The organism is Aeromonas sp. s11, assembly GCF_040907945.1.
Lineage (GTDB): Bacteria > Pseudomonadota > Gammaproteobacteria > Enterobacterales > Aeromonadaceae > Aeromonas > Aeromonas veronii.
Map to the genome: position 1 here is coordinate 1 of NZ_JBFOCU010000027.1, position 20,940 is coordinate 20,940.

Below are 20,940 nucleotides of genomic sequence, written 5' to 3' on the forward strand. Positions count from 1 at the left end.
TAAATAGCTGTTCCGAATAGTAGATCACCGGAGGAAGGGAACTCAGTCCAGTTTGTGCGATCTGATTAGTCGCTAAACAAAACAAGCCACACCCAAAGGACTGAGTTGATGCCTATCCTACCACCTCTGCCACGACCACAACGGCGCCGCATTCACAAAATCATCCATGCCACCCGTGATAAAGGACATGCTCGTCGCTTGATGGCCATCTTGCTGTTACATGAAGGACGCACGATCACCGATGTTCATCACCTTACCGGCGCTGCGCGCTCGACCATCGGTCGTTGGCTTCGGTGGTATCGAGATGAAGGCATAGATGCGCTAGAAGCCTTACCGGCTGGCCGTGCCCCAGTCTTACCTATCGCCAAGATTGTCACCTTACTGGTGCTGCTCATGCAGTTTTCTCCGCAAGATTTTGGTTATCAGCGCAGCCGTTGGTGTACTGAACTATTGGCTATAAAAATCAATCGGTTAACAGGGCTCAATGTGGCAGCCTCCACGCTCCGCCGATGGTTACCTCGTATGGGCATTGTCTGGCGCAGGCCCGTGCCGACCTTGCGGATAAAAGACCCAGCCTATCAGGAAAAAATGGCGAATATCGACGCCGCGCTGGCCCGCTGTGATGCCGATAATCCGGTGTTTTATGAGGATGAAGTCGATATAGACCTCAATCCCAAATTAGGAGCCGACTGGATGTTCAGAGCGCAGCAAAAGCGGGTTGTCACACCGGGGCAGAATGCCAAGCATTATCTGGCAGGCGTTCTCCACGCAGGCAACGGAAGGGTACTTTACGTCAGCGGGATCAAGAAAAACTCATCGCTGTTTATTGCCATGCTGGAAAAGCTGCGCCACCACTACCGACGAGCCAAAACCATCACGTTGATCCTCGATAACTACATCATTCACAAAAGCAAACAGACCGAGCGATGGTTGAAGAAGAATCCCAAGTTCTGCCTGGTGTTCCAGCCAGTTTACAGCCCTTGGGTTAATCACATAGAACGGCTATGGCACAAGTTACATGAAACCATCACGCGCAATCATCAATGCAGAGGGATGGCAAACCTGCTGGCCCGAGTGAAACACTTCATGGATACCGTGTCTCCTTTCCCGGGGAATGGCTATGGCACAGCGAAGGTGTAGCACTATTGGGATCAGTTATTTAGGTGAATTACACCCTACGACTACTCCCTGAGATTATGGTGAGCACGGTTTTGGTTCCCCCTCCTATTCGCTGAGGCGAGCACGCTTGTCCAGGCCGCGAGACAGGATGTCGAGCGAGCGACGCAGGGCCATGGATGGCCCGTCGGCGCGTGCCGTCGGACAAGCGGGTGAGCCGAAGGAACCCGACGAAGTCGGGCGAATAAGTGGGGGAGAAGACCTTTGGTGACTTTGGGTCTTTCCAAAGTCACTCGCCCCGGCCCGAAGGGCGGGCGAAACCCCTTCGAGGCCAGCGGCCTCGCGTCCTGCACGGCGAAGCCGTGCCATCGACTATCCCCCCGGACGATTACGCCTATCGGCTAATCGACCCTACGATTGCACGGCGCAGCCGTGCCTGCTCGCCACAGGCACGGAGTCTGGCTGGACGCCGGGATGCCACCGGCAAAGGGGGGGGGGCGTGGCCGCCCCTATCGACCCAAAAACGGTTCCCAGTCCTTGAACACCGGCTGCAACCCCGCCTGCCGGACGGCGGCGGCCACTTCCCCCACCGGGCGGTCGTCGTGGATGGCGAACTGCTCCAGCTCCTCTTTATCCCCCTCGGCATAGCCCCCCGGCTGGGTGCGCGACTCGGCCGACATCTGGGTGATGCCAAGGCGCACCGCGCCGTTGCGAAAGGTGGCAGACTCGCGGGTGGAGAGGGACAAATCCAGGGTGGGCGAGAAGAGGCGCCAGGCGCAGATAAGCTGGGCCAGCTGGCGATCCGACATGACCACGGCAGGCTCCAGCCCGCCGGTGCAGGGGCGCAGGCGCGGGAAGGAGAGCGAGTAGCGGCTCTGCCAGTGGTGGCGCTCAAGCCAGCTCAGATGCTCGGCGACAAAGTAGCTGTCGGCGCGCCAGTCCGAGGAGAGGCCAATCAGCGCCCCCAAGCCAATTTTGTCGATACCGGCACGGCCCAGCCGATCCGGCGTGGCAAGGCGCCACCCTATGTCACGCTTGTTGCCGCGCAGATGGTGGCGGGCGTAGGTGGGGGCGTGATAGGTCTCCTGATAGACCATGACGGCGTCGAGGCCGAGGCTTTTCAGCTCGGCATAGTCGGCCTGCGAAAGGGGCTGCACCTCCATCGCTACCGTGCTGAAATGGCGGCGGATGATGGGCAACACCTGCCGAAAATAGGCGAGCCCCACCTTGTGCTCGTGCTCGCCGGTCACCAGCAGCACGCTGTCGAAACCCCGCGCCTTGATGGCCAGACACTCGCGCTCAATCTCCTCTGCATTCAGGGTCTTGCGCTTGAGACGGTTGCTCATGGAGAAGCCGCAGTAGGTGCAATCGTTGGCGCAGAGGTTCGACAGATAGAGCGGCACATAGAAGCCGATGGTGTTGCCAAAACGCTGGCGAGTCAGCCGCTCGGCCTCGGCCGCCATCTGCGGCAGATAGACCTCGGCAGCTGGCGAGACCAGCGCCATAAAGTCGCTCAGGGTGCGGCGGGGTGCGCTCAGCGCCCGCGCCACATCGGCGGCAGTCTTGGCGCGGATCTGCATACCGATATCGTCCCACTCCAGCTCCTGCCAGCGATTGGCAAAATCCAACCCCCTCCCGGCCTCCCCCTTGGGAGGGGGAGGAGCGCAGGGCTCGCCCCCTTCAAGCACCGAATCAGCCGAAGCCCTCACCCCCAGCCCCTCTCCCAGAGGGAGAGGGGGGCTAAACACATCGGCCTCGTGAGAAACCGAGAAAGAGGACATGGCGATTGGCTCTTGCCCTGATCCCGCATCATGACTCATAACGCCCCCAGAAAATCGGTAAGCGGGCTGGAGGCTTGGGCCTGCAGGGCGCGGGCGCCAAGGCCTGCCTCATAGGCGCTGCGACCGGCAGTGCAGGCCAGCGCAAAGGCGCGGCCCATGGCGACCGGGTCGCCGCTGACCGCGATGGCAGTGTTGACCAGCACGGCATCGGCGCCCAGTTCAAAGGCGGCGGCCGCGTGGCTTGGTGCACCTATGCCCGCGTCCACGACCACGGGCACATTGGCCTGCTCGACGATGATGGAGAGAAACTCCTGGGTCACCAGCCCCTGATTGGAGCCGATGGGCGCGCCGAGCGGCATCACCGCGGCGCAGCCCACCTCTTCGAGCCGCTTGCAGAGCACGGGGTCGGCACCGCAGTAGGGCAGCACCACAAAGCCCTCTTTCACCAGCTGCTCGGCGGCTTTCAGCGTCTCGATGGGATCGGGCAAGAGGTAACGAGGGTCGGGGTGGATCTCCAGCTTCAGCCAGTTCGTCCCCAACGCCTCGCGGGCGAGATGGGCGGCAAACACCGCTTCGGCGGCGGTCTTGGCGCCGGAGGTGTTGGGCAGCAGCTTGACCCCGAGCTGCAACAAGGGGCTCAGGATATCGTCGTGGGCCTTGCCCGGTTCGAGCCGCTTGATGGCCATGGTGACCAGCTGGGAGCCGCTCGCTTCGATGGCGGCGGCCATCAGATCCGGGCGAGCAAACTTGCCGGTGCCGGTAAAGAGGCGCGATGAGAAGGTGTGATCGGCAATTGTCAGCATGTCAGCCTCCGGCCACTGCGATAAGAAGAGATGAGGCCCCGCCGCAAGGCAGAGCACGCGAAGATGGGACTGCGAGCATCATGGGTCAGCCTCCCGCTATGGCGGTGAAGAGGTGGAGTTCGTCTCCGTCATTGAGACGGATCTCGGCCCAGCGGCCACGGGGCAGCACGGCGCCGTTAAGGGCCACCGCTACGCCCTGTGGATTAACGTCTTGCGCCGCCAGCAGGTCGGCCACGCTCTGCCCTGCCGCCAGCGGCTGGGCTTTATCGTTGAGTCGAATGGTCAAGGTCATGGAGTGATCTCCTTATCGTGTGTCGGGCATCGGCGCTGCCCGCAAACCGGACAATCGGGGTCGGGGGCCAGAGTGAGGGTCTGCCACTGATGGGCCAACGCATCGAAGCGGCGCAATGTGCCGGCAACCGGGCTCGGCATCCCGAGCAACAGTTTCAGTGCCTCCAGTGCCTGCAAAGAGCCCATCACCCCGACCAGTGGGCCAGTGACGCCGCTGGTCTCGCAGCGCTCGGCGGTCTTGGTATCCAGCGGGTAGAGGCAGGCGTAGCAGGCGTGATCGCTGCTGGTGCGCGCCATCAGCTGCCCCTGCCAGCCCACCGCCGCGGCGGAGATCCAGGGTTTGCCCTGAGCCACGCAGGCGGCGTTGATAGCCTGGCGGGTGGCGAGGTTGTCGCAGCAGTCGATCACCAGATCTACCTCGGCCACAAACTCCGGCAGGCTGGCGGCATCGAGCCGCTGGTTGATGGCGATCAGCTCCACCAGCGGGTTGTGGGCCGCCAACCGCTCGCAGGCCAGCTCCGCCTTGGAGTGGTTGACCGCCTCGCTATCGAACAGGATCTGGCGCGGCAAGTTGCTGGAATCGACCGTATCGCCATCGGCCAGCCACAAGGTGCCCACACCGGCCCCGGCGAGATAGAGGGCGAGCGGCGAGCCAAGCCCGCCGAGACCGACGATCAGTACGGACTTATCTTTCAGCCGCGCCTGACCCGCCTCCCCCACTTCCGCCAGCATCAGCTGGCGGCCGTATCGCAAATACTCAGCATCAGAGAGCATGGGCAGCCTCCTGCAAGTCGGTCATGAGCAGTGCTGAACGCGGCTCATCCCCTGCCCCCACGGCCGCGAGCAGCCGTTCGGTCGCCCCCTGCCAGTCGTCGCTGGCAGTGATGGCCGAGACCAGCGCGATACTGCCGACCCCGCTTGCCTTGACCGCCGCCACCCGCTCCTCGCTGATGCCGCCGATGGCCACCGTCGGCCAGTCGCACATCAGGGCGCGGTAGCGGTGCAGCCGCACCAGCCCCTGCGGGCGCGAAGGCATCGCCTTGGTATTGGTCGGGAAGATATGACCCAGCGCCATATAGGAGGGGGCCAGCTCGCGGGCCCGCATCAGCTCGAAGTAGCCGTGGGTGGAGATGCCAAGGCGCAGCCCAGCCGCCTGAATGGCGGCGAGATCGGCGGTCTCCATATCCTCCTGCCCCAGATGCACGCCCCAGGCGCCCGCCTCGATGGCCTGCTGCCAGTAGTCGTTGATAAAGAGCCGCGCCCCATGACGGCGACCAAGCGCTACCGCATCGCGAATGGCCGGCGCCACCTCTGCGGCGGGCAGATTCTTGATGCGCAGCTGGATGGTCTTGACCCCTGACCCCAGCAGGCGGCGCAGCCACTTGACCGAATCCACCACCGGATAGAGACCGAGGTTGTGTTCGGTCGGTGCGAAGGGGCCATCCGGCAGGCGGGAGCTGCTTGTTTCATAAAGCCCGAAGCGGCGATCGATTGTTGAGCCCGCCAATACGGCTCGGGGGAAGTGAGCCAGATCGGCGGGCCAGCCAAGATGGGCGATGGGACCCGGGCCTGCCCCCACTCCTTGCGCCGCCGCCAACCCCTGTTGCAGGTAGGCTCGCGCCAGGGTGATGGCGTCCTCCACCGGATAATCCTGCGCCACCACGGCGGCGATGGCGCTGGCGTAGCAGCAACCGGTGCCGTGACCGTGGCGGGTATCGAGGCGCGGTGCCGCGAGCCAGAATTCGCGGGTCTCATCCTGGTAGTAGTCCAGACACAGCTCCCCGCTCCACGCAAGATGACCCCCCTTGACCAGCACGGCGCGGGCGCCCAGTTCGCGCAGCCGCTGGGCGGCGAAGCGCACCAACACAGGGCTGGTCGCGGGAATGCCGGTCAGGGCTTCCACTTCGGGGCCGTTGGGGGTGATGAGCGACAGACGTGGCAACAGCTGCTCGCGCACCGCCTCCAGCATATTGGGCTCCGCCATCGGGGTGCCGGAGCTGGCGATGGCCACCGGGTCGTAGACCACGAAGGGAGCCTCTATAGTTGCCAGTCGGCGGGCCAGCACTTCGACATGAAGCCGGGTCGGCAGCAGGCCGATCTTGATGGCGGCGGGCGGCAGATCGACGCCGAGGGCGTCGATCTGGGCGGTGAAGGTCTGCATCAGCACGGGGTCAACCATCTTCACCGCCACCGAGTTCTGGGCGGTGATGGCGGAGATAACCGAACAGCCGTGCACGCCAAGGTCGTGCAATGTGTGCAAGTCGGCCTGAATACCGGCGCCACCGCCGGAGTCTGAACCAGCGATGGTCCAGACCACAGGGCGAGAGTCCGTCACCGGCGACAGATCGGCGGGGCTGACGGCCCCGCTTGCGCAGCTCAAGCCTCCTCCCCTGCGGCCTGTTTCAGTGCCGCCGCCTGATGGTAGATCTCGCCACCGGTCTCCTTGAAGGTTTCAGCCATGCGGGCCATGCCGCTCTCCACCTGAGCCACTACCTGCTCCTGCTGGCCATCCATGCCGACCAGCTTGATCTCAACGGCCTCCAGCTTTGCTGCGTAGTCGCGCACATCCTGAGTGATCTTCATGGAGCAGAACTTGGGCCCGCACATGGAGCAGAAGTGAGCCACCTTGCCTGACTCCTGCGGCAGGGTTTCGTCGTGGTAGGCGCGGGCGGTGTCGGGATCCAGCGCCAGATTGAACTGATCCTCCCAGCGGAACTCGAAGCGCGCCTTGGACATGGCATTGTCGCGGATCTGGGCCCCAGGGTGACCCTTGGCAAGGTCGGCGGCGTGAGCGGCGATCTTGTAGGTAATCAGCCCCTGCTTCACATCCTCCTTGTTGGGCAGCCCCAGATGCTCCTTGGGGGTGACGTAGCAGAGCATGGCGCAGCCGTACCAGCCGATCAGCGCGGCGCCAATGCCGGAGGTGAAGTGATCGTAACCCGGTGCAATGTCGGTGGTGAGCGGGCCCAGCGTATAGAACGGCGCCTCGTGGCAGTGCTCCAGCTGCTCGGTCATGTTGCGCTCGATCATGTGCATCGGCACATGACCCGGCCCCTCGATCATCACCTGCACGTCGTACTCCCACGCAATTTTTGTGAGCTCGCCAAGAGTGCGCAGCTCGGCGAACTGAGCCTCGTCGTTGGCGTCATAGACGGAGCCCGGACGCAGACCGTCGCCCAGCGACAGGGCCACGTCATAGGCGGCGCAGATCTCGCAGATTTCGCGAAAGTGCTGGTAGAGGAAGTTCTCTTTGTGGTGGGAGAGGCACCACTTGGCCATGATGCTGCCGCCGCGCGAGACGATGCCGGTGAGGCGCTTGGCAGTCATCGGCACGAAGCGCAGCAGGACGCCAGCGTGGATGGTGAAATAGTCCACCCCCTGCTCGGCCTGCTCCAGCAGGGTGTCACGGAACAGCTCCCAGGTGAGCTCTTCGGCGATGCCGTTGGTCTTCTCCAGCGCCTGATAGATGGGCACGGTACCGATGGGCACCGGGCTGTTGCGCAGGATCCACTCGCGGGTCTCGTGGATATAGCGGCCGGTGGAGAGATCCATCACTGTGTCGGAGCCCCAGCGGGTGGACCAGACCAGCTTCTCCACCTCCTCTTCGATGCTGGAGGTGACCGCCGAGTTGCCGATGTTGGCGTTGATCTTCACCAGAAAATTGCGGCCGATGATCATCGGCTCCGCTTCCGGGTGGTTGATGTTGCTGGGGATGATGGCGCGACCGGCGGCCACCTCATCGCGCACAAATTCGGGGGTGATGTTCTGGGGCAAACGGGCACCAAAATCACGGCCCGGATGCTGGGTGCGCAACAGCTCAGAGCGCACCCGCTCGCGACCCATGTTCTCGCGAATGGCGATAAATTCCATCTCGGGAGTGACGATGCCGGCACGGGCATAGTGCAGTTGGGTGACCCGGCGACCCGGCTTGGCGCGGCGCGGTTTCGGCAGATGCTCGAAGCGCAGATGATCCAGCCCCTCGTCGGCCAGCCGCTCCTGAGTGAAGGTGGAGCTGAGCCCCGGCAGTTCGTCGGTGTCATCGCGCTCCAGCACCCAGTTCTCCCGCAGGCGCGGCAGGCCGCGGCGCACGTCGATGGCGACCCCCTCCTCCCCGTAACGGCCAGAAGTGTCGTAGACCGGGATCGGTTCGTTGGGTTCGAACTTGGGATCTTCTTTTGTGCCGCCGACGAAGGTGTCGGCCAGCTGGATCTCCCGCAGGGGAACACGAATATCGGGGCGGGAGCCTTCGATAAAGATGCGGCGGGAGTTGGGGTGAGCCATCCCCTTGAGGCTGTCGATAAAGGCCTGAGCGCTGGAGCGCTGCTCGCGGCGGCTGGATTTGGTGGTATCAGATACGGAAGTAGACATAGCAAAACTCACATTAACTGGTTGAAGTTATGGGTGTTTGCTTGTCTGGAGTTCGAGGAGAAGATGAACTTGCGGCGGGGTGTTTATCTCGGGAGGGAGTGCGCGCGGGATGGATCTCCGCGCTGCTGTACTGCCCCTTCCCGCTCTCTGCATGCTGTGGGCAAGGCGCCCCACGTGCTGGACAACCGGGCGGGACAGACTCCCTCCTGTGCGCCCTGCCCCATCAGGGTTACCCCTTCGATGAGCGGAAGAGGCTTGTTCCTCCTCCGGCGCGGTAACCCGCAAGTTACCCTTGTTCCCTTCGCAGGTTTTAACCTGATCAGGTTCCACGGATCCCGAATTAACGGTCTCAGCTTCGCGTCGTTCGACGGTCAGCACTCCGACAAGATGGCGCCAGTATAAGGGGGAAAATCTAAAGCACAAGCCGTTAACAAAGTCGACCTCTTGCTCCCCTTGGGGTCTAATGCTAGTCGAGGATGATATGGGGCAGGAAACGGGAGCTGTCTTTGGTGATCAGGGTCGCATCCTCGCGAATGCCAATGCCAGCCGCCGCATCGCCGACCACCCAGCTGCCGATCAAGGTGTAACTGCCAGCAAAGCAGGGTAAGGGGTGAAAGGCCTGAAGCACATAACCCGAGTCGTTGTATGGGCCTGGCTCATGCAAGCGCATACCCTGATAATCCATCAGCTCGATATTGGCCCCCTCTCGTGAATAGAGAGGCTTACGTACCCAACCCGGCGCCATCTGACTAGCGGGATCGGGATCAAAAAAAGCGGGCAGCAGGTTGGGATGGTCAGGAAAGGCCTGCCACAACAGGGGCAACATCCCCTTGTTGGAGAGAATCATCTTCCAGGCTGGCTCGATAAAGCGGGTCTGGCTTGTGAGCAGCGTCTGGCCAAATGGCTCGCGCACCATGAACTCCCAAGGGTAAAGCTTGAATATCTCGTGGATCGGCTCGTTGCCCAGATCCACTAGCTGGCCCTGCAGCTCGCCGATATCCTCCAGATCCACAAAACGGGCATCACAACCAGCCTGCAGGGCGATATCGATGAGGTAGTCGAGGTTCCCCCTGTCTTCCAGGTTCTCGCCCACGCAGGTGAAGTGCAAAGGGCCACGATTGCCAAGGGCCGCGAAGGCGCCGTACAGCTTCTCCTGCAGGGAGTTGAACTGATCGACTCCGGCTGGTAGCACACCGCGATGCAGCTGATCCTCCAGCCAGATCCACTGAAAAAAACCCGACTCATAAAGGGAGGTGGGGGTGTCGTAGTTAAGCTCCAGCAGCTTGGCGGGCCCATGCCCGTTATAGGCGAGATCCAGCCGACCATAGAGATGGGGATCCCGACGTCGCCATGAGGCCTCCAGTGCGGGCCAGCAGTATTCGGGAATATCGAGCCGGGTCAGCAACTCTTCGCTGCCCACTATCTTTGAGACCAGCGAGAGGGCCATCTGATGCAGTTCCTCGGTGGGCGCCTCCAGATCATCCTCTATCTGCGAAAGGGTGAAGCGATAGCAAGCGCTCTCATCCCAATAGGGCTCCCCATCGAAGGTGTGAAACTCGAAACCAAGCTCGGCAGCCCGTTCGCGCCAATCCGGACGTTCGGGTAAGGAAATGCGCTCCATCTTTAACCTCCGCTGCTGTAGCTATTGCTATGGCAGAAGTTGGCTCGCCGCGCAGCTTCTCCACCGAAGCCACCACGCCGTACTTGTAAGGCGGGCTCCAGTGTCACCGCACTCTGGCAGACCCGAACCAGGCTACTGCCTGCGGGCAAGCGTGTTCCCTGAGCGGTGCGCAGCGCATAAGGCTCATCTGTACGTTGATAGAGCGGCTGGGTCGGGATCCCGGGGAGAGGGTCTGTTCCGATGGCAACGCCGCTGGTCAGAATCCCCCTCATCCGCGGCACCTTATCCTCACACCCTCCTGCGCCAAAATCCGCCTCACACTCCACCCGGTCAGGATAACGGGGCGCCCGCAGGAGGTGGCGACTGCGGGCCTCTTCAAAGGCCAGCTGGCACCGAGCCGGATCATTACTTGGGACAGCGACACATGTCTCGACCGAGGTGTAGACATAGGCCAGCTCGGGGCGTTCGTTGCACCCCTGCAGCCAGAGAGAGGCTGTCGGCACCATCATGACCAGTGCGACCTGGCTACTTCGCTTGTTGCTGCTCTTCATGGGATCCTCAGTAGGTCATGCAGGCAGCGTTGAGCAGCCCCACCGACAGGGACGCAGCAGCCAGCAAAATGGCGCCAGCCATCTCCCCACGGGAGATCCGTTCGCTCAGGTCGGTGAGCCAGCGTTGCATTACCCGAAACGCGGCAACCTGCACCAGCAGGGCAATCGCGCCCCAGATGGCGCAATCGAGCAGGGAGAGAGAGTGACTGATTGCACTGGCCAAGGGCAGCGCAAAGCCAATCAGCGCGCCGCCAAACGCGGTGGCAGCAGCCGGATTACCCGAACGGATCAGGGCAAATTCGTGGTGTGGCGTCAGCCAAGTATAGAGGCGAATGAAGGTCGCCAGCAGCGCCATGGCCAGCAGAAAGTAGGCGATAAAGGGGAGCAGCCCACTCAAGGAGCCGAGCAATTGGGAGAGCATCTCACAGTTCCTGTGACAAAAAGAGTCGACATCATAATGAAAGGAAAAAGGGACCACAATGGGCCCCTTGAGAACGGCGGATACGAAAACAGGGTCCCCCCGCCAAGGGGATTTACCCCTTGGGTCAATAGGCAGGAGTCACCGTCAGACTGACATTGCCAAACCCTTCGTTGGCAAGGGCCTCCTGATCCAGATCCACACCGGTCAGAGCCACACCTTCAGCAGAGGCGTTACGCAACTGGGCAGAGGCCGCGGAACGGGTCTGGGGCTGACCAATCTCGATATCGCCGGCAAACTGGCTCTCGGCATAGAAGTCACCGGTCACTGCCGAACGGATCGGGCGCAGCACACGACCCAGGTTATTCTGCATGGTCGACAAACCATACTCGCTGATGGTCCAGTTCCAGTCCCACCACTTCACTTCACCCGGGATATAACGCTTGTCCCACTGGTAACGGATGCTGCTTGCCTTGTCGCGGAACGGGCCGACGGCAAAGGTGTGCTCCCAGGTCGGACGATTCTCCGGATGGGTATACCAGGCATTGCCGCCCCAACGCAGGAAGCCCTTCATGGTCAGGTCATAATTGACCTCGGCCTTGAACTCGTAGGGGTAGGAGATGTTGGACTTGTAGAGGGCAACCCGCACCGGCAGGCTGGAGTGAGGCGGCACCGTGGGGCGTGCTTCAACCGAGACGGTCTCGGTGGTCGAGCCCCCGTGTTGGGAAGCCCAGCTCTGGCTCGCCGCAATCTCGATGGCAAGCTCGGTCTCACCCACCAGCGGCCACTGGAACTTGTTCTTGGTGGTCACCTTCTCGCTCAGGCTGTAGGTGTCGGTCTTCGACCAGTTGGTGGCCTTGTCGTACTTCAGGGTCACCACCACCTGCTGGGGAAGGTCGGTGTAGTTGGTCGCATTGGCCGTGATGGTTTTGACCAGCTGCTTGCCGCTCTCGGTGACCTGACCATGACTGAAGGAGTCGGGTTCCAGGGTATATGAGAAATTGCTTACCTTGATGGAGCTCTTCTCCCCACAACGATATCCGGAGCAGCCGCCGTCATTATTTCCCTTTATCAGCCAGGTATCGCCAACCCGGGTAACATCCATATCCTCCCCGACATAGGGGCTATGATTTCCACCCACCCAAGCGTATCCCAAATAATGGGCGAGATAACTGACTGGCTTGATAAAATAATCATTGTCGTGGACAAGCCGCCATTGCACATCGACCTCATCACCCGCCGGAATATTCCACTCAGAGAGTGTTGGTATTTCTCCGGAAACCGGTGAATTGGGATAGCACCAGGTTTCTCCGGCAGTGCCCTGTTTGATTTCGCCATTATATCCAGGCCCCATAATCACCCAGCGATCAGCCAGCCCGGTGATCTGCCACTGCCCCATGCGGCTGACCAGATTACCCTTGATACTCATGGCTTCATCACGGGTCAGAGGACGGTAAGCACTGGCACAGACGCCCGTCCCAAGACCCGCCCACTTGACCTGATCAGGGTAGACAGGTTCAGCCGCCTGCACCTGAGCGAGCATCAATGAAGACGCCAAAAACGCCAGATTGGCGGTAATTATTCTATTCATCATTTATCCCTCTTTCAGACATACGATAATTGTTATTGTGTAGAAATATCCTTTTTCATTTGACAGGTATGGACTCCGACAAAACCTGACACAAATAAAATAAACCACCAAAAAACATCCATGACAAACAAAATAATGGTGGTATAAGAAAATAATTAGAGCGATGACTTTATTGAGGAATAAATCATAAATATTGTGGCAGCCATTATTTAATGGCTGCCACAATATGGTGAGGCTATATTAAATAAGAAGAAGCTGAATTACTCTTCCGGATTGATCACTTCAATTCCCTGCAATATTCCATCCGCCGAACGGATCAATACCAGCTCGCTCCCGGCATGCAGATCGGCGACGGAACCGTTGACCCAGCGCACCTGCGGATTGAGTGGCACAGTGCCCAGGGTGGCCAGCGTGAGCTGCCGGTCATCGAAGGATTGCAGGCGATCTTGCGCCCGCTGCCAAGGCTGATTGGCCAGCGGGGTTCTGGCGGTCAGCAGCTCGATCCGGGTGGCAACGCCATCAGCCACCAGCAGGGCGAGCTGGTCGCCCGGTTTGAGTGGCTGCGGCCAAATCTCCCCCTGCCGCCAGATGGCGGCACTGCCCAGCTCCACTTCGTCCCCCTGAAATTGCAGGCGGATGCCGTCGCTGTGCTCCAGCTCCACCAGCCACAATTCGTCGGCTCCCGCCTGCGCCGCCCAGAGCGGCAGACCCAGCATCCATGCACACCACTTTCTCGATTGTTCCATCTTCGCTCGTCCCTGAACAAAAAGCCCATGCTGGACAAGCATGGGCTTCATTCGGGAGCATTTCTAATCGGAACGCAGAGATCGGATCAGTCATCCTCGCGGCAGCGGCTCAGGCGCATGCCGTCAAACTTGCACTCCAGCTCAAGCCAGCGCCCTTCAAACGGCGCCAGACTGTTATCCGAAGTGGTGTAGCCCCAAATCCGCCCCCCTTCCACCGGCCCCTCCAGCTCCATCTCGTCCTTGTCATCTTCGTCGAGGGCTTCGACCTTGCGTACATAGCGCACGCCGTTCTCCACCACCCCTTTCATCTCGACCCAGGTACCACCGAGATCATCCTCGTTGAGCCAATCCTTGAAGCGGGTCTGGTCGTCGATCACGAACGGCATGCCGTTGACCATCAACTGGCCAAGCTGCCAGGTGGTGCGGCCGGTCAGTTTGAATTCGGTCGCCTGTGCGGTGCCAAGTGGTAACAAGATCAACAGCAGGAGGGCGCAGAGAGACTTCTTCATCAGGGATCCTCGGGGTTACACTGGCAAACAGGATGCCGAATCCGGTGTGAAAAGAGCGTGAAACGCTCGCCAACCAGGAGAGCAAAGCATGAAGATTTTGGTAGTGGAAGACAATCCTCAGGTGGCGGAAACCATCATGGATTATCTGGAGCTGGCCGGTCACCGCCTCGATTGTGCCTATCACGGTCAGGCGGCGCTGCAACTGCTGGAGGAGCAGCGTTTTGACGTCATCATCATGGATGTGATGATGCCGCGCCTCGATGGCCTCAGCACGGTAGCTCGCCTGCGCGAGCAGGGGATTGCCACTCCCGTGCTGTTTCTCACCGCCCGCGACAGCCTGGAAGACAAGCTGGCGGGCTTCAAGGCGGGAGGGGATGACTATCTGGTCAAACCGTTCGCCATGGAGGAGCTGGAGGTACGGCTGCAAGCTCTGAGTCTGCGTGGCCCGCGCGGTGATGTGGGGGCCATCAGCTTTGGCGATCTGACGGTCGATGTCGCCAGCGGCCGCGCCACCCGCGCCGGTGAGCCCCTCAAGCTCGGCAAGATCCCGTTCCGGATCCTCGCCCTGCTGGCCCGCCGCGCCCCCGCCATCGTCAGCCGTCAGGAGGTGCTCGACACCGTCTGGGGGGATGAGGAGCCCGACTCCGATGCCCTGCGCAGCCATATCTACGCCCTGCGCAACGCGCTCGACAAACCCTTCCCCACTCCCATGCTGGAGACCCTCCACGGTCAGGGCTATCGACTGGTGAGCGCATGAGCCTGCCGAGCCTGCGCCGCCGCCTGATCATGGCGCTCGGCGGCGCCGGGGTAGTGCTGCTGATCCTGCTCTCCGGCCTGATGATGGTGGCCGAGGACAAGATGGAGGAGCTGAGCCTGCGCCACTGGCTGGAAGCCGAAGTGACCCGCTACAGCGATGACTGGCTGCGACTCGGCCCGGCGGCGGCAGCTCCGAGCCCCAGACAGTTCTCCAGCTACTGGACCGAGGCGGGCCGCTTGCCCAAGTGGTTGAAGCCCTACCAGACTCCCGGCTTTTTCGAGCACCAACTGGGCAAGGAGGACAAACACTTTCTGGTGGCCCGTCACCCCTCCGGCGAGGGACTGCTCTATCTGGTGTTCAACGACGACGCCGATGACTACCTCGACCCCTACGAAGACAAGCTGCATCTGGCCACCCGGCTGATCGGGGTGACCCTGCTGCTGGGCTGCCTCGGCTTCGGCATCTGGCTGGTGCGCCATATCACGGGGCCGCTGCAACGGCTGCAACAGAGGGTTGCCCACCTCACCCCGGATCAGGCGGATTTCGAACCCGACGCCCCCTGGCAGGAGCTGCGGGATATCGAGCTGGCGCTGCTGGCTGGCAAGCAGGAGGTGAGCGCCGTATTCGCTCGCGAGCAGGAGTTCAGTCGCTTCGCCAGCCACGAGCTGCGCACCCCCAACATGGTGATCCAGGGCTCGGCCGCCCTACTCGGCAAGGTGACGGATCTGCCCGCGCCAGCCGCTCGCGCCACCAGCCGCATTCGCGCCGCCGCCGACGAGATGGCGCTGCTCACCGAGACCTTCCTGCTGCTGGGCCGCAAGGAGGCTGTGGAGCGACCGCTGCAGCAGGTGACCCCGCTGATCCGTCAGGAGCTGGCCCGCCTCGCTCCGCTGTTGCAGCGGGAGGCGCTCGATATCCGGCTTAATCTGGACGAGAGCAGCGAAGTAAACGCCCCCCTCTCCCTGCTCGCCATCGCCCTCGGCAACCTGCTGAAAAATGCCCTGAGCTATGCCGAGGGACATATCGACATCGAGCTGTGCGGCCCGATGCTCACCATCAGCAACCCGACGGCAGCGGCACCGGATCAGATCCTCGGCTACGGCTGCGGCCTCACCATCATCCAGCGCATCTGCGAGAAGCTGGGCTGGCAGATCGACACCCGGCTCGAGGATGGCGTATTCAGCGCAAGGCTGGCGATGATCGCCAGCGAACCCACGAAGGCATAGCGCCCTCATCCCCGGCCCTTCCCCCCGTCTATTCAAAATAGTGGGAGAAGGGAGACAACAGACACTGGCAAGCCCGCTACCCACCAGCCAGATAGCAACAAGGCGCCCGAGGGCGCCCTGTTTCTATCTGACAGATGCAAGCCTGAGGCTCACTCCGCCGGTTTGTTCTTGCGGCTCGCCTTGAGTTCGAGGAACTCGATGATCTTGCCGGCCACATCCTTGCCGGAGGCGGCTTCCACCCCTTGCAGGCCGGGGGAGGAGTTGACCTCCAGCACCAGCGGGCCACGGGCGCTACGCAGGATATCCACCCCCGCTACATCCAGCCCCATGATCTTGGCGGCCTGCACCGCGGTGGCGCGCTCTTCCGGGGTGATCTTGATCGCTTCGGCGGTGCCGCCACGGTGCAGGTTGGAGCGAAATTCCCCCGGCTGGGCCTGACGGCGCATGGCGGCAACCACCTTGCCGTTGACCACCAGACAGCGGATATCGGCGCCATTGGCCTCGCGGATATACTCCTGCACCAGAATGTTGTTGTTGGTCTGGATAAAGGCCTCGATCACGCTCTCGGCGGCTTTCTGAGTCTCGCAGAGCACCACGCCAATCCCCTGGGTTCCCTCCAGCAGCTTCACCACCAGCGGCGCCCCGCCCACCATGGTGATGAGGTCGGGTACGTCGTGGGTGCTGTGGGCATAGCCGGTGATGGGTAGGCCGATGCCATGGCGGGAGAGCAGTTGCATCGCCCGCAACTTGTCGCGGGAACGGCTGATGGCCACCGAGCTGTTGAGGGCCATGGTGTTCATCATCTCGAACTGGCGCAGCACGGCGGTGCCGTAGGCAGTAATGCTGGCCCCGATACGCGGGATCACGGCGTCATAGCTTCCCAGCTCCCCACCCTCGTAGTGAATGGAGGGGTTGTGGGAAGCGATATTCATATAACAGCGCAGGGTGTCGAGCACCTCTACCTGATGACCGCGCGCCTGTGCCACCTCGACCAGACGGCGGGTGGAGTAGTTTTTCGGCTCACGGGATAAAATGGCGATCTTCATGACAATTCCGCTAGAAGGCTGTGCCTGGGCAGGATGGGGCGGGAGAGTATAAGGTGCCACAGCGCCAAGACAACGCCAATTGTTTATCCTGACAACAAGACAAACCACACCAAACCGCACGCTACCACATCACTGTGACCAACAGGTTAAACGGCGGCTCTGCGCAGGTTGTTCAACCCGTGCAAGGATGCCGCCGTTTCTCGTTAAAGATCAACCGGTGTCACGCGGGAGTCAGTTCAGGTTTGGCCCCAACCAGCGTTCGGCCTCTGCCAGCGTCATCCCCTTGCGAACGGCGTAATCTTCCACCTGATCTTGCTGGATCTGCGCCACCGCGAAGTATTTGCTCTCGGGATGGGAGAAGTACCAGCCCGACACCGCCGCCCCCGGCCACATGGCGTAGGATTCGGTGAGCTGCATGCCGATAGCCTGCTCCACCTCCAGCAGCTCCCAGATGCTCCCCTTCTCGGTGTGCTCCGGGCAGGCCGGATAACCGGGGGCCGGGCGGATACCCTGATAGTTCTCGCGGATCAACTCTTCGTTGCTGAGGGCCTCGTCGGGAGCATAACCCCAATGTACCTTGCGCACCTGCTCGTGCAGATACTCGGCAAAGGCTTCGGCCAGACGGTCGCACACCGCCTGAATCAGGATGGCGTTGTAGTCATCGTGCTGCGCCTTGTAGGCCTTGGCGATGGCCTCCTCACCGATACCGCCGGTCACCGCGAAGGCGCCGATCCAGTCGGGTTTGCCGCTCTCTTTCGGTGCCACATAGTCCGCCAAACAGTAGTTGGGGAAGCCCTGCTTCTCGCTCTGCTGGCGCAGGTGGTGCAGCACCTTGATGACCTCGGTGCGGGACTCGTCGCTGTAGACCTCGATGCTGTCTCCTATCGCGTTGGCCGGGAACAGGCCGACCACCCCGGCGCAGCGCACGCTCTGATCCTTTTCCAGCTGGTCCAGCATGGCGTTGGCGTCGGCAAACAGCTTGGTCGCCTCCTCGCCAATGATCTCGTCCTCGAGGATGCGCGGATACTTGCCCGCCAGCTCCCAGCTGAGGAAGAACGGCGTCCAGTCGATGTAGGGGCGCAGCACCGAAATGGCCACATCTTCGAACTTCTGCACCCCGAGCTCGCGGGGCTTGGGGGGCTGGTAGCCAACCCAATCCAGCTGGTGTCGGTTGGCGCGAGCATGGGCCAGACTGACCGGGCGGGAGCGCGGCTGCTTGCGGGCATGCTGATCCCGGGCGATCTCGTACTCCTTGTCGATGCGGGCGACAAACGCCTCCTTGAGATCCGGGCTGAGCAGGCTCTGGGCCACCCCCACCGCGCGAGATGCGTTGGAGACATAGACCACAGGCTCCGAGTAGTTCTGCTCTATCTTCACCGCAGTGTGGGCCTTGGAGGTGGTCGCGCCGCCGATCAGCAGCGGCAGCTTGAAGCCCTGGCGCTCCATCTCCTTGGCCACGTGCACCATCTCGTCCAGCGATGGGGTGATGAGACCCGACAGCCCGATGATATCGGCGCCGACCTCCCGCGCAGTCTTGAGAATGGTCTCGCAGGAGACCATGACCCCGAGGTCGACAATCTCGAAGTTGTTGCACTGCAGCACCACCCCGACGATGTTCTTGCCGATGTCGTGCACGTCCCCTTTCACGGTCGCCAGCACGATTTTGCCATTGCTGGAGCCGCCCGATTTTTCCGCCTCGATATAGGGCTGCAGATAGGCCACCGCCCGCTTCATCACCCGGGCCGATTTCACCACCTGCGGCAGGAACATCTTGCCGGCGCCGAACAGGTCGCCGACCACGTTCATGCCATCCATCAGCGGCCCTTCGATGACGTGCAGCGGCTTCTCGGCACCGGCGCGCGCCTCTTCGGTATCCTCTTCGATAAAGTCGGTGATCCCCTTGACCAGTGCGTGCTCCAGCCGTTTGCCCACCGGCCAGCTGCGCCACTCCTGATCCCGCGGATCCTCAGCCTGTGCACCGGCACCGCGATACTTCTCGGCGATGGCCAGCAGCTCCTCGGTGGCGTTGTCATTGAGGTTGAGCACCACCGCCTCGACCTTCTCTTTCAGCTCCGCCGGAATGTCTTCATAGATGGCGAGCTGACCGGCGTTGACGATCCCCATATCCATGCCGTTCTTGATGGCGTGGTAGAGGAAGACGGCGTGAATGGCTTCGCGCACCGGCTCGTTGCCGCGAAACGAAAACGAGACGTTGGAGACGCCGCCGGAGATCATGGCGTGGGGCAGGTGCGTCTTGATGTCCTTCACCGCCTCGATGAAGTCCACCGCGTAGTTGTTGTGCTCGTCGATGCCGGTCGCTACCGCGAAGATATTGGGGTCGAAGATGATGTCTTCCGGCGGGAAACCGACCTGATCCACCAGGATCCGGTAGGCGCGCTGGCAGATCTCGAACTTGCGGGCGCGGGTGTCGGCCTGCCCCGCCTCATCGAACGCCATCACGATGACGGCGGCGCCGTAGCGACGCAGCAATCTGGCCTGCTGGATAAACTTCTCCTCCCCCTCTTTCATGGAGATGGAGTTGACCACCGGCTTGCCCTGCACGCACTTGAGGCCCGCCTCCAGCACCTCCCACTTGGAGGAGTCGATCATCACCGGCACCCGGGCGATATCCGGCTCACCGGCGATGAGGTTCAGGAAGCGCACCATGGCCGCTTCGGCGTCCAGCATCCCCTCGTCCATGTTGATGTCGATGATCTGGGCGCCGTTCTCTACCTGCTGCTTGGCAACATCGAGCGCCTCGTCGTACAGCCCCTCCTTGATCAACCGCTTGAACTTGGCCGAACCGGTGACGTTGGTGCGCTCCCCCACGTTCACGAACATGGACTCGGGGGTGATGATCAGGGGCTCGAGGCCCGACAGGCGGCAGGCCACCGGCAGCTCGGGCAGCACACGCGGCTTGATGCCCGCCACAGCGTCGGCCATGGCGCGGATATGGGTCGGGGTGGTACCGCAACAGCCACCGACCAGGTTGAGAAAGCCGCTTTGGGCCCACTCGCGGATATGCTCCGCCATCTCACCCGCATCGAGGTCGTACTCGCCGAACGCATTGGGCAAACCGGCGTTGGGGTGGGCGCTGACGCAGGATTCGCTGATGCGAGACAGCTCCTCCACATACTGGCGCAGCTCATCGGGCCCCAACGCACAGTTGAGGCCGAACGACACCGGCTTTACGTGACGCAGCGAGTGGTAGAAGGCTTCGGTGGTCTGGCCGGAGAGGGTTCGGCCGGAGGCATCGGTAATGGTGCCGGAGATCATCACCGGCAGGCTGTAACCCAGCTCCTCGAACACCCCTTCCACCGCAAAGGCGGCGGCCTTGGCGTTGAGGGTATCGAAGATGGTTTCGATCAGGATGATATCGGCGCCGCCCTCGATCAGGGCATGGGTCGATTCGGTGTAGGCGGCCACCAGCTGGTCATAGGTGACGTTGCGCTTGCCGGGATCGTTCACATCCGGCGAGATGGAGGCGGTGCGGTTGGTGGGGCCCAACACCCCTGCCACGAAACGCGGCTTGGCGGGATCTTTTGCCGTCCACTCGTCGGCCACGGCGCGGGCCAGACGGGCGGCTTCACGGTTGATCTCGGCGGAAAACGCTTCCATCTCGTAATCGGCCATGGCGATGCGAGTGGCGTTGAAGGTGTTGGTCTCGAGAATGTCGGCCCCGGCAGCGCAATACTGCTCGTGGATCTCGCGGATCACCGCCGGACGGGTCAGCACCAGCAGATCGTTGTTGCCCTTGATGTCGGTATGCCAGTCGGAAAACCGCTCACCCCGATAATCCGCCTCACCGAGTTTGTAGCCCTGGATCATGGTGCCCATGGCCCCGTCGATGATCAGGATCCGCTCCCTGAGGCAGGCTTCCAGCTTCTTTGTTACGTCCGACTGCTTGCTCGGCTCTCTGCTCGACATTACGTTCGACACCGCGTGTTCCTCTTACATCCATGCAACTGCGTAAACAGCATCCTAACAGCAAACAAATAAAATGGAAATCTAGCCGTCTATCAGTCCAAATACGCCACCATATACTCATTTATGGGTAATGAGTAACATAGGGCCCGAGAGTAACCTATGCCCGTCCTGCATAGGGATACGTGCTTG

Annotated in this window: 17 protein-coding genes and 1 riboswitch; of the genes, 3 read left to right on the top strand and 14 right to left on the bottom strand. The window is 61.7% G+C overall.

Annotated elements, in window-relative coordinates:
- The first annotated feature begins 108 nt into the window (after positions 1-108).
- A complete protein-coding gene (locus AB5Y84_RS08015; RefSeq protein ID WP_001809438.1) occupies positions 109-1,140 on the top strand; it encodes an IS630-like element ISAhy2 family transposase in 1,032 nt (343 codons plus the stop codon).
- 485 nt (positions 1,141-1,625) lie between these two features.
- Here the strand turns inward: AB5Y84_RS08015 and thiH are convergent, their stop codons facing one another.
- The 12 genes from thiH to AB5Y84_RS08075 all read right to left on the bottom strand — a co-directional run bounded on the left by thiH (position 1,626) and on the right by AB5Y84_RS08075 (position 13,795).
- Positions 1,626-2,897: a 2-iminoacetate synthase ThiH gene (gene thiH / locus AB5Y84_RS08020; protein WP_368176730.1), complete on the bottom strand. Its 1,272-nt coding sequence runs from the start codon at positions 2,895-2,897 to the stop codon at positions 1,626-1,628.
- Between the two features lie 35 nt (positions 2,898-2,932).
- Positions 2,933-3,700, bottom strand: coding sequence for a thiazole synthase (locus AB5Y84_RS08025; RefSeq protein WP_368176731.1), 768 nt, complete (start codon positions 3,698-3,700; stop codon positions 2,933-2,935).
- 85 nt (positions 3,701-3,785) lie between these two features.
- Positions 3,786-3,992, bottom strand: a complete 207-nt coding sequence (gene thiS, locus AB5Y84_RS08030) for a sulfur carrier protein ThiS (RefSeq protein ID WP_101531477.1) — start codon at positions 3,990-3,992, stop codon at positions 3,786-3,788.
- On the bottom strand, positions 3,989-4,765 hold the full coding sequence (locus tag AB5Y84_RS08035; RefSeq protein WP_368176732.1) for a ThiF family adenylyltransferase: 777 nt from the start codon (positions 4,763-4,765) through the stop codon (positions 3,989-3,991). The genes thiS and AB5Y84_RS08035 overlap by 4 nt, the downstream gene beginning before the upstream one ends.
- Positions 4,755-6,371 (bottom strand): thiamine phosphate synthase, encoded by a 1,617-nt coding sequence (gene thiE, locus AB5Y84_RS08040; RefSeq protein WP_368176733.1) that lies wholly within the window; start codon positions 6,369-6,371, stop codon positions 4,755-4,757. The genes AB5Y84_RS08035 and thiE overlap by 11 nt, the downstream gene beginning before the upstream one ends.
- Positions 6,368-8,359: a phosphomethylpyrimidine synthase ThiC gene (gene thiC / locus AB5Y84_RS08045; RefSeq protein WP_368176734.1), complete on the bottom strand. Its 1,992-nt coding sequence runs from the start codon at positions 8,357-8,359 to the stop codon at positions 6,368-6,370. The genes thiE and thiC overlap by 4 nt, the downstream gene beginning before the upstream one ends.
- A gap of 279 nt (positions 8,360-8,638) precedes the next feature.
- Positions 8,639-8,751, bottom strand: a riboswitch (TPP riboswitch).
- Positions 8,752-8,825: 74 nt separating this feature from the next.
- Positions 8,826-9,980 carry a glutathionylspermidine synthase family protein gene (locus AB5Y84_RS08050; protein ID WP_069529740.1) on the bottom strand — a complete coding sequence of 385 codons (1,155 nt, stop codon included), beginning with the start codon at positions 9,978-9,980 and terminating at the stop codon, positions 8,826-8,828.
- 2 nt (positions 9,981-9,982) lie between these two features.
- The gene (locus AB5Y84_RS08055; protein WP_021231603.1) at positions 9,983-10,531 is read right to left on the bottom strand and encodes a DUF1190 domain-containing protein; all 549 of its coding nucleotides are present in this window, start codon (positions 10,529-10,531) and stop codon (positions 9,983-9,985) included.
- 7 nt (positions 10,532-10,538) lie between these two features.
- Positions 10,539-10,952: a DUF350 domain-containing protein gene (locus AB5Y84_RS08060; protein ID WP_088870288.1), complete on the bottom strand. Its 414-nt coding sequence runs from the start codon at positions 10,950-10,952 to the stop codon at positions 10,539-10,541.
- A 124-nt stretch (positions 10,953-11,076) separates the two neighbouring features.
- Positions 11,077-12,540 carry an aerolysin AerA gene (gene aerA / locus AB5Y84_RS08065; protein ID WP_368176761.1) on the bottom strand — a complete coding sequence of 488 codons (1,464 nt, stop codon included), beginning with the start codon at positions 12,538-12,540 and terminating at the stop codon, positions 11,077-11,079.
- Positions 12,541-12,800: 260 nt separating this feature from the next.
- Positions 12,801-13,286 (bottom strand): hypothetical protein, encoded by a 486-nt coding sequence (locus AB5Y84_RS08070; protein WP_368176735.1) that lies wholly within the window; start codon positions 13,284-13,286, stop codon positions 12,801-12,803.
- An 86-nt stretch (positions 13,287-13,372) separates the two neighbouring features.
- Complete coding sequence (locus AB5Y84_RS08075) at positions 13,373-13,795, bottom strand: hypothetical protein (protein ID WP_258721587.1); 423 nt, start codon at positions 13,793-13,795, stop codon at positions 13,373-13,375.
- Positions 13,796-13,883: 88 nt separating this feature from the next.
- Here AB5Y84_RS08075 and AB5Y84_RS08080 point away from each other — a divergent pair, with 88 nt between their 5' ends.
- Positions 13,884-14,552, top strand: coding sequence for a response regulator transcription factor (locus tag AB5Y84_RS08080; protein WP_005340090.1), 669 nt, complete (start codon positions 13,884-13,886; stop codon positions 14,550-14,552).
- Positions 14,549-15,778: a sensor histidine kinase gene (locus tag AB5Y84_RS08085; protein WP_368176736.1), complete on the top strand. Its 1,230-nt coding sequence runs from the start codon at positions 14,549-14,551 to the stop codon at positions 15,776-15,778. Before AB5Y84_RS08080 ends, AB5Y84_RS08085 begins: the two co-directional genes overlap by 4 nt.
- Before the next feature lie 149 nt (positions 15,779-15,927).
- Here the strand turns inward: AB5Y84_RS08085 and rimK are convergent, their stop codons facing one another.
- A complete protein-coding gene (gene rimK, locus AB5Y84_RS08090; protein ID WP_005340088.1) occupies positions 15,928-16,824 on the bottom strand; it encodes a 30S ribosomal protein S6--L-glutamate ligase in 897 nt (298 codons plus the stop codon).
- 231 nt (positions 16,825-17,055) lie between these two features.
- Entirely contained in the window at positions 17,056-20,751 is a 3,696-nt protein-coding gene (gene metH, locus AB5Y84_RS08095) for a methionine synthase (protein ID WP_368176762.1), read from the bottom strand.
- Between the last annotated feature and the right edge of the window lie 189 nt (positions 20,752-20,940).

Bases quoted from the DNA above. Each gene is read 5' to 3' on its own strand.
- AB5Y84_RS08080 (WP_005340090.1), top strand. From the start codon at position 13,884: ATGAAGATTTTGGTAGTGGAAGACAATCCTCAGGTGGCGGAAACCATC.
- metH (WP_368176762.1), bottom strand. From the start codon at position 20,751: ATGTCGAGCAGAGAGCCGAGCAAGCAGTCGGACGTAACAAAGAAGCTG.
- AB5Y84_RS08070 (WP_368176735.1), bottom strand. From the start codon at position 13,286: ATGGAACAATCGAGAAAGTGGTGTGCATGGATGCTGGGTCTGCCGCTC.
- rimK (WP_005340088.1), bottom strand. From the start codon at position 16,824: ATGAAGATCGCCATTTTATCCCGTGAGCCGAAAAACTACTCCACCCGC.
- AB5Y84_RS08025 (WP_368176731.1), bottom strand. From the start codon at position 3,700: ATGCTGACAATTGCCGATCACACCTTCTCATCGCGCCTCTTTACCGGC.
- AB5Y84_RS08085 (WP_368176736.1), top strand. From the start codon at position 14,549: ATGAGCCTGCCGAGCCTGCGCCGCCGCCTGATCATGGCGCTCGGCGGC.
- AB5Y84_RS08055 (WP_021231603.1), bottom strand. From the start codon at position 10,531: ATGAAGAGCAGCAACAAGCGAAGTAGCCAGGTCGCACTGGTCATGATG.
- AB5Y84_RS08015 (WP_001809438.1), top strand. From the start codon at position 109: ATGCCTATCCTACCACCTCTGCCACGACCACAACGGCGCCGCATTCAC.
- AB5Y84_RS08060 (WP_088870288.1), bottom strand. From the start codon at position 10,952: ATGCTCTCCCAATTGCTCGGCTCCTTGAGTGGGCTGCTCCCCTTTATC.
- thiS (WP_101531477.1), bottom strand. From the start codon at position 3,992: ATGACCTTGACCATTCGACTCAACGATAAAGCCCAGCCGCTGGCGGCA.
- aerA (WP_368176761.1), bottom strand. From the start codon at position 12,540: ATGAATAGAATAATTACCGCCAATCTGGCGTTTTTGGCGTCTTCATTG.
- AB5Y84_RS08075 (WP_258721587.1), bottom strand. From the start codon at position 13,795: ATGAAGAAGTCTCTCTGCGCCCTCCTGCTGTTGATCTTGTTACCACTT.
- thiC (WP_368176734.1), bottom strand. From the start codon at position 8,359: ATGTCTACTTCCGTATCTGATACCACCAAATCCAGCCGCCGCGAGCAG.
- thiH (WP_368176730.1), bottom strand. From the start codon at position 2,897: ATGTCCTCTTTCTCGGTTTCTCACGAGGCCGATGTGTTTAGCCCCCCT.
- AB5Y84_RS08035 (WP_368176732.1), bottom strand. From the start codon at position 4,765: ATGCTCTCTGATGCTGAGTATTTGCGATACGGCCGCCAGCTGATGCTG.
- AB5Y84_RS08050 (WP_069529740.1), bottom strand. From the start codon at position 9,980: ATGGAGCGCATTTCCTTACCCGAACGTCCGGATTGGCGCGAACGGGCT.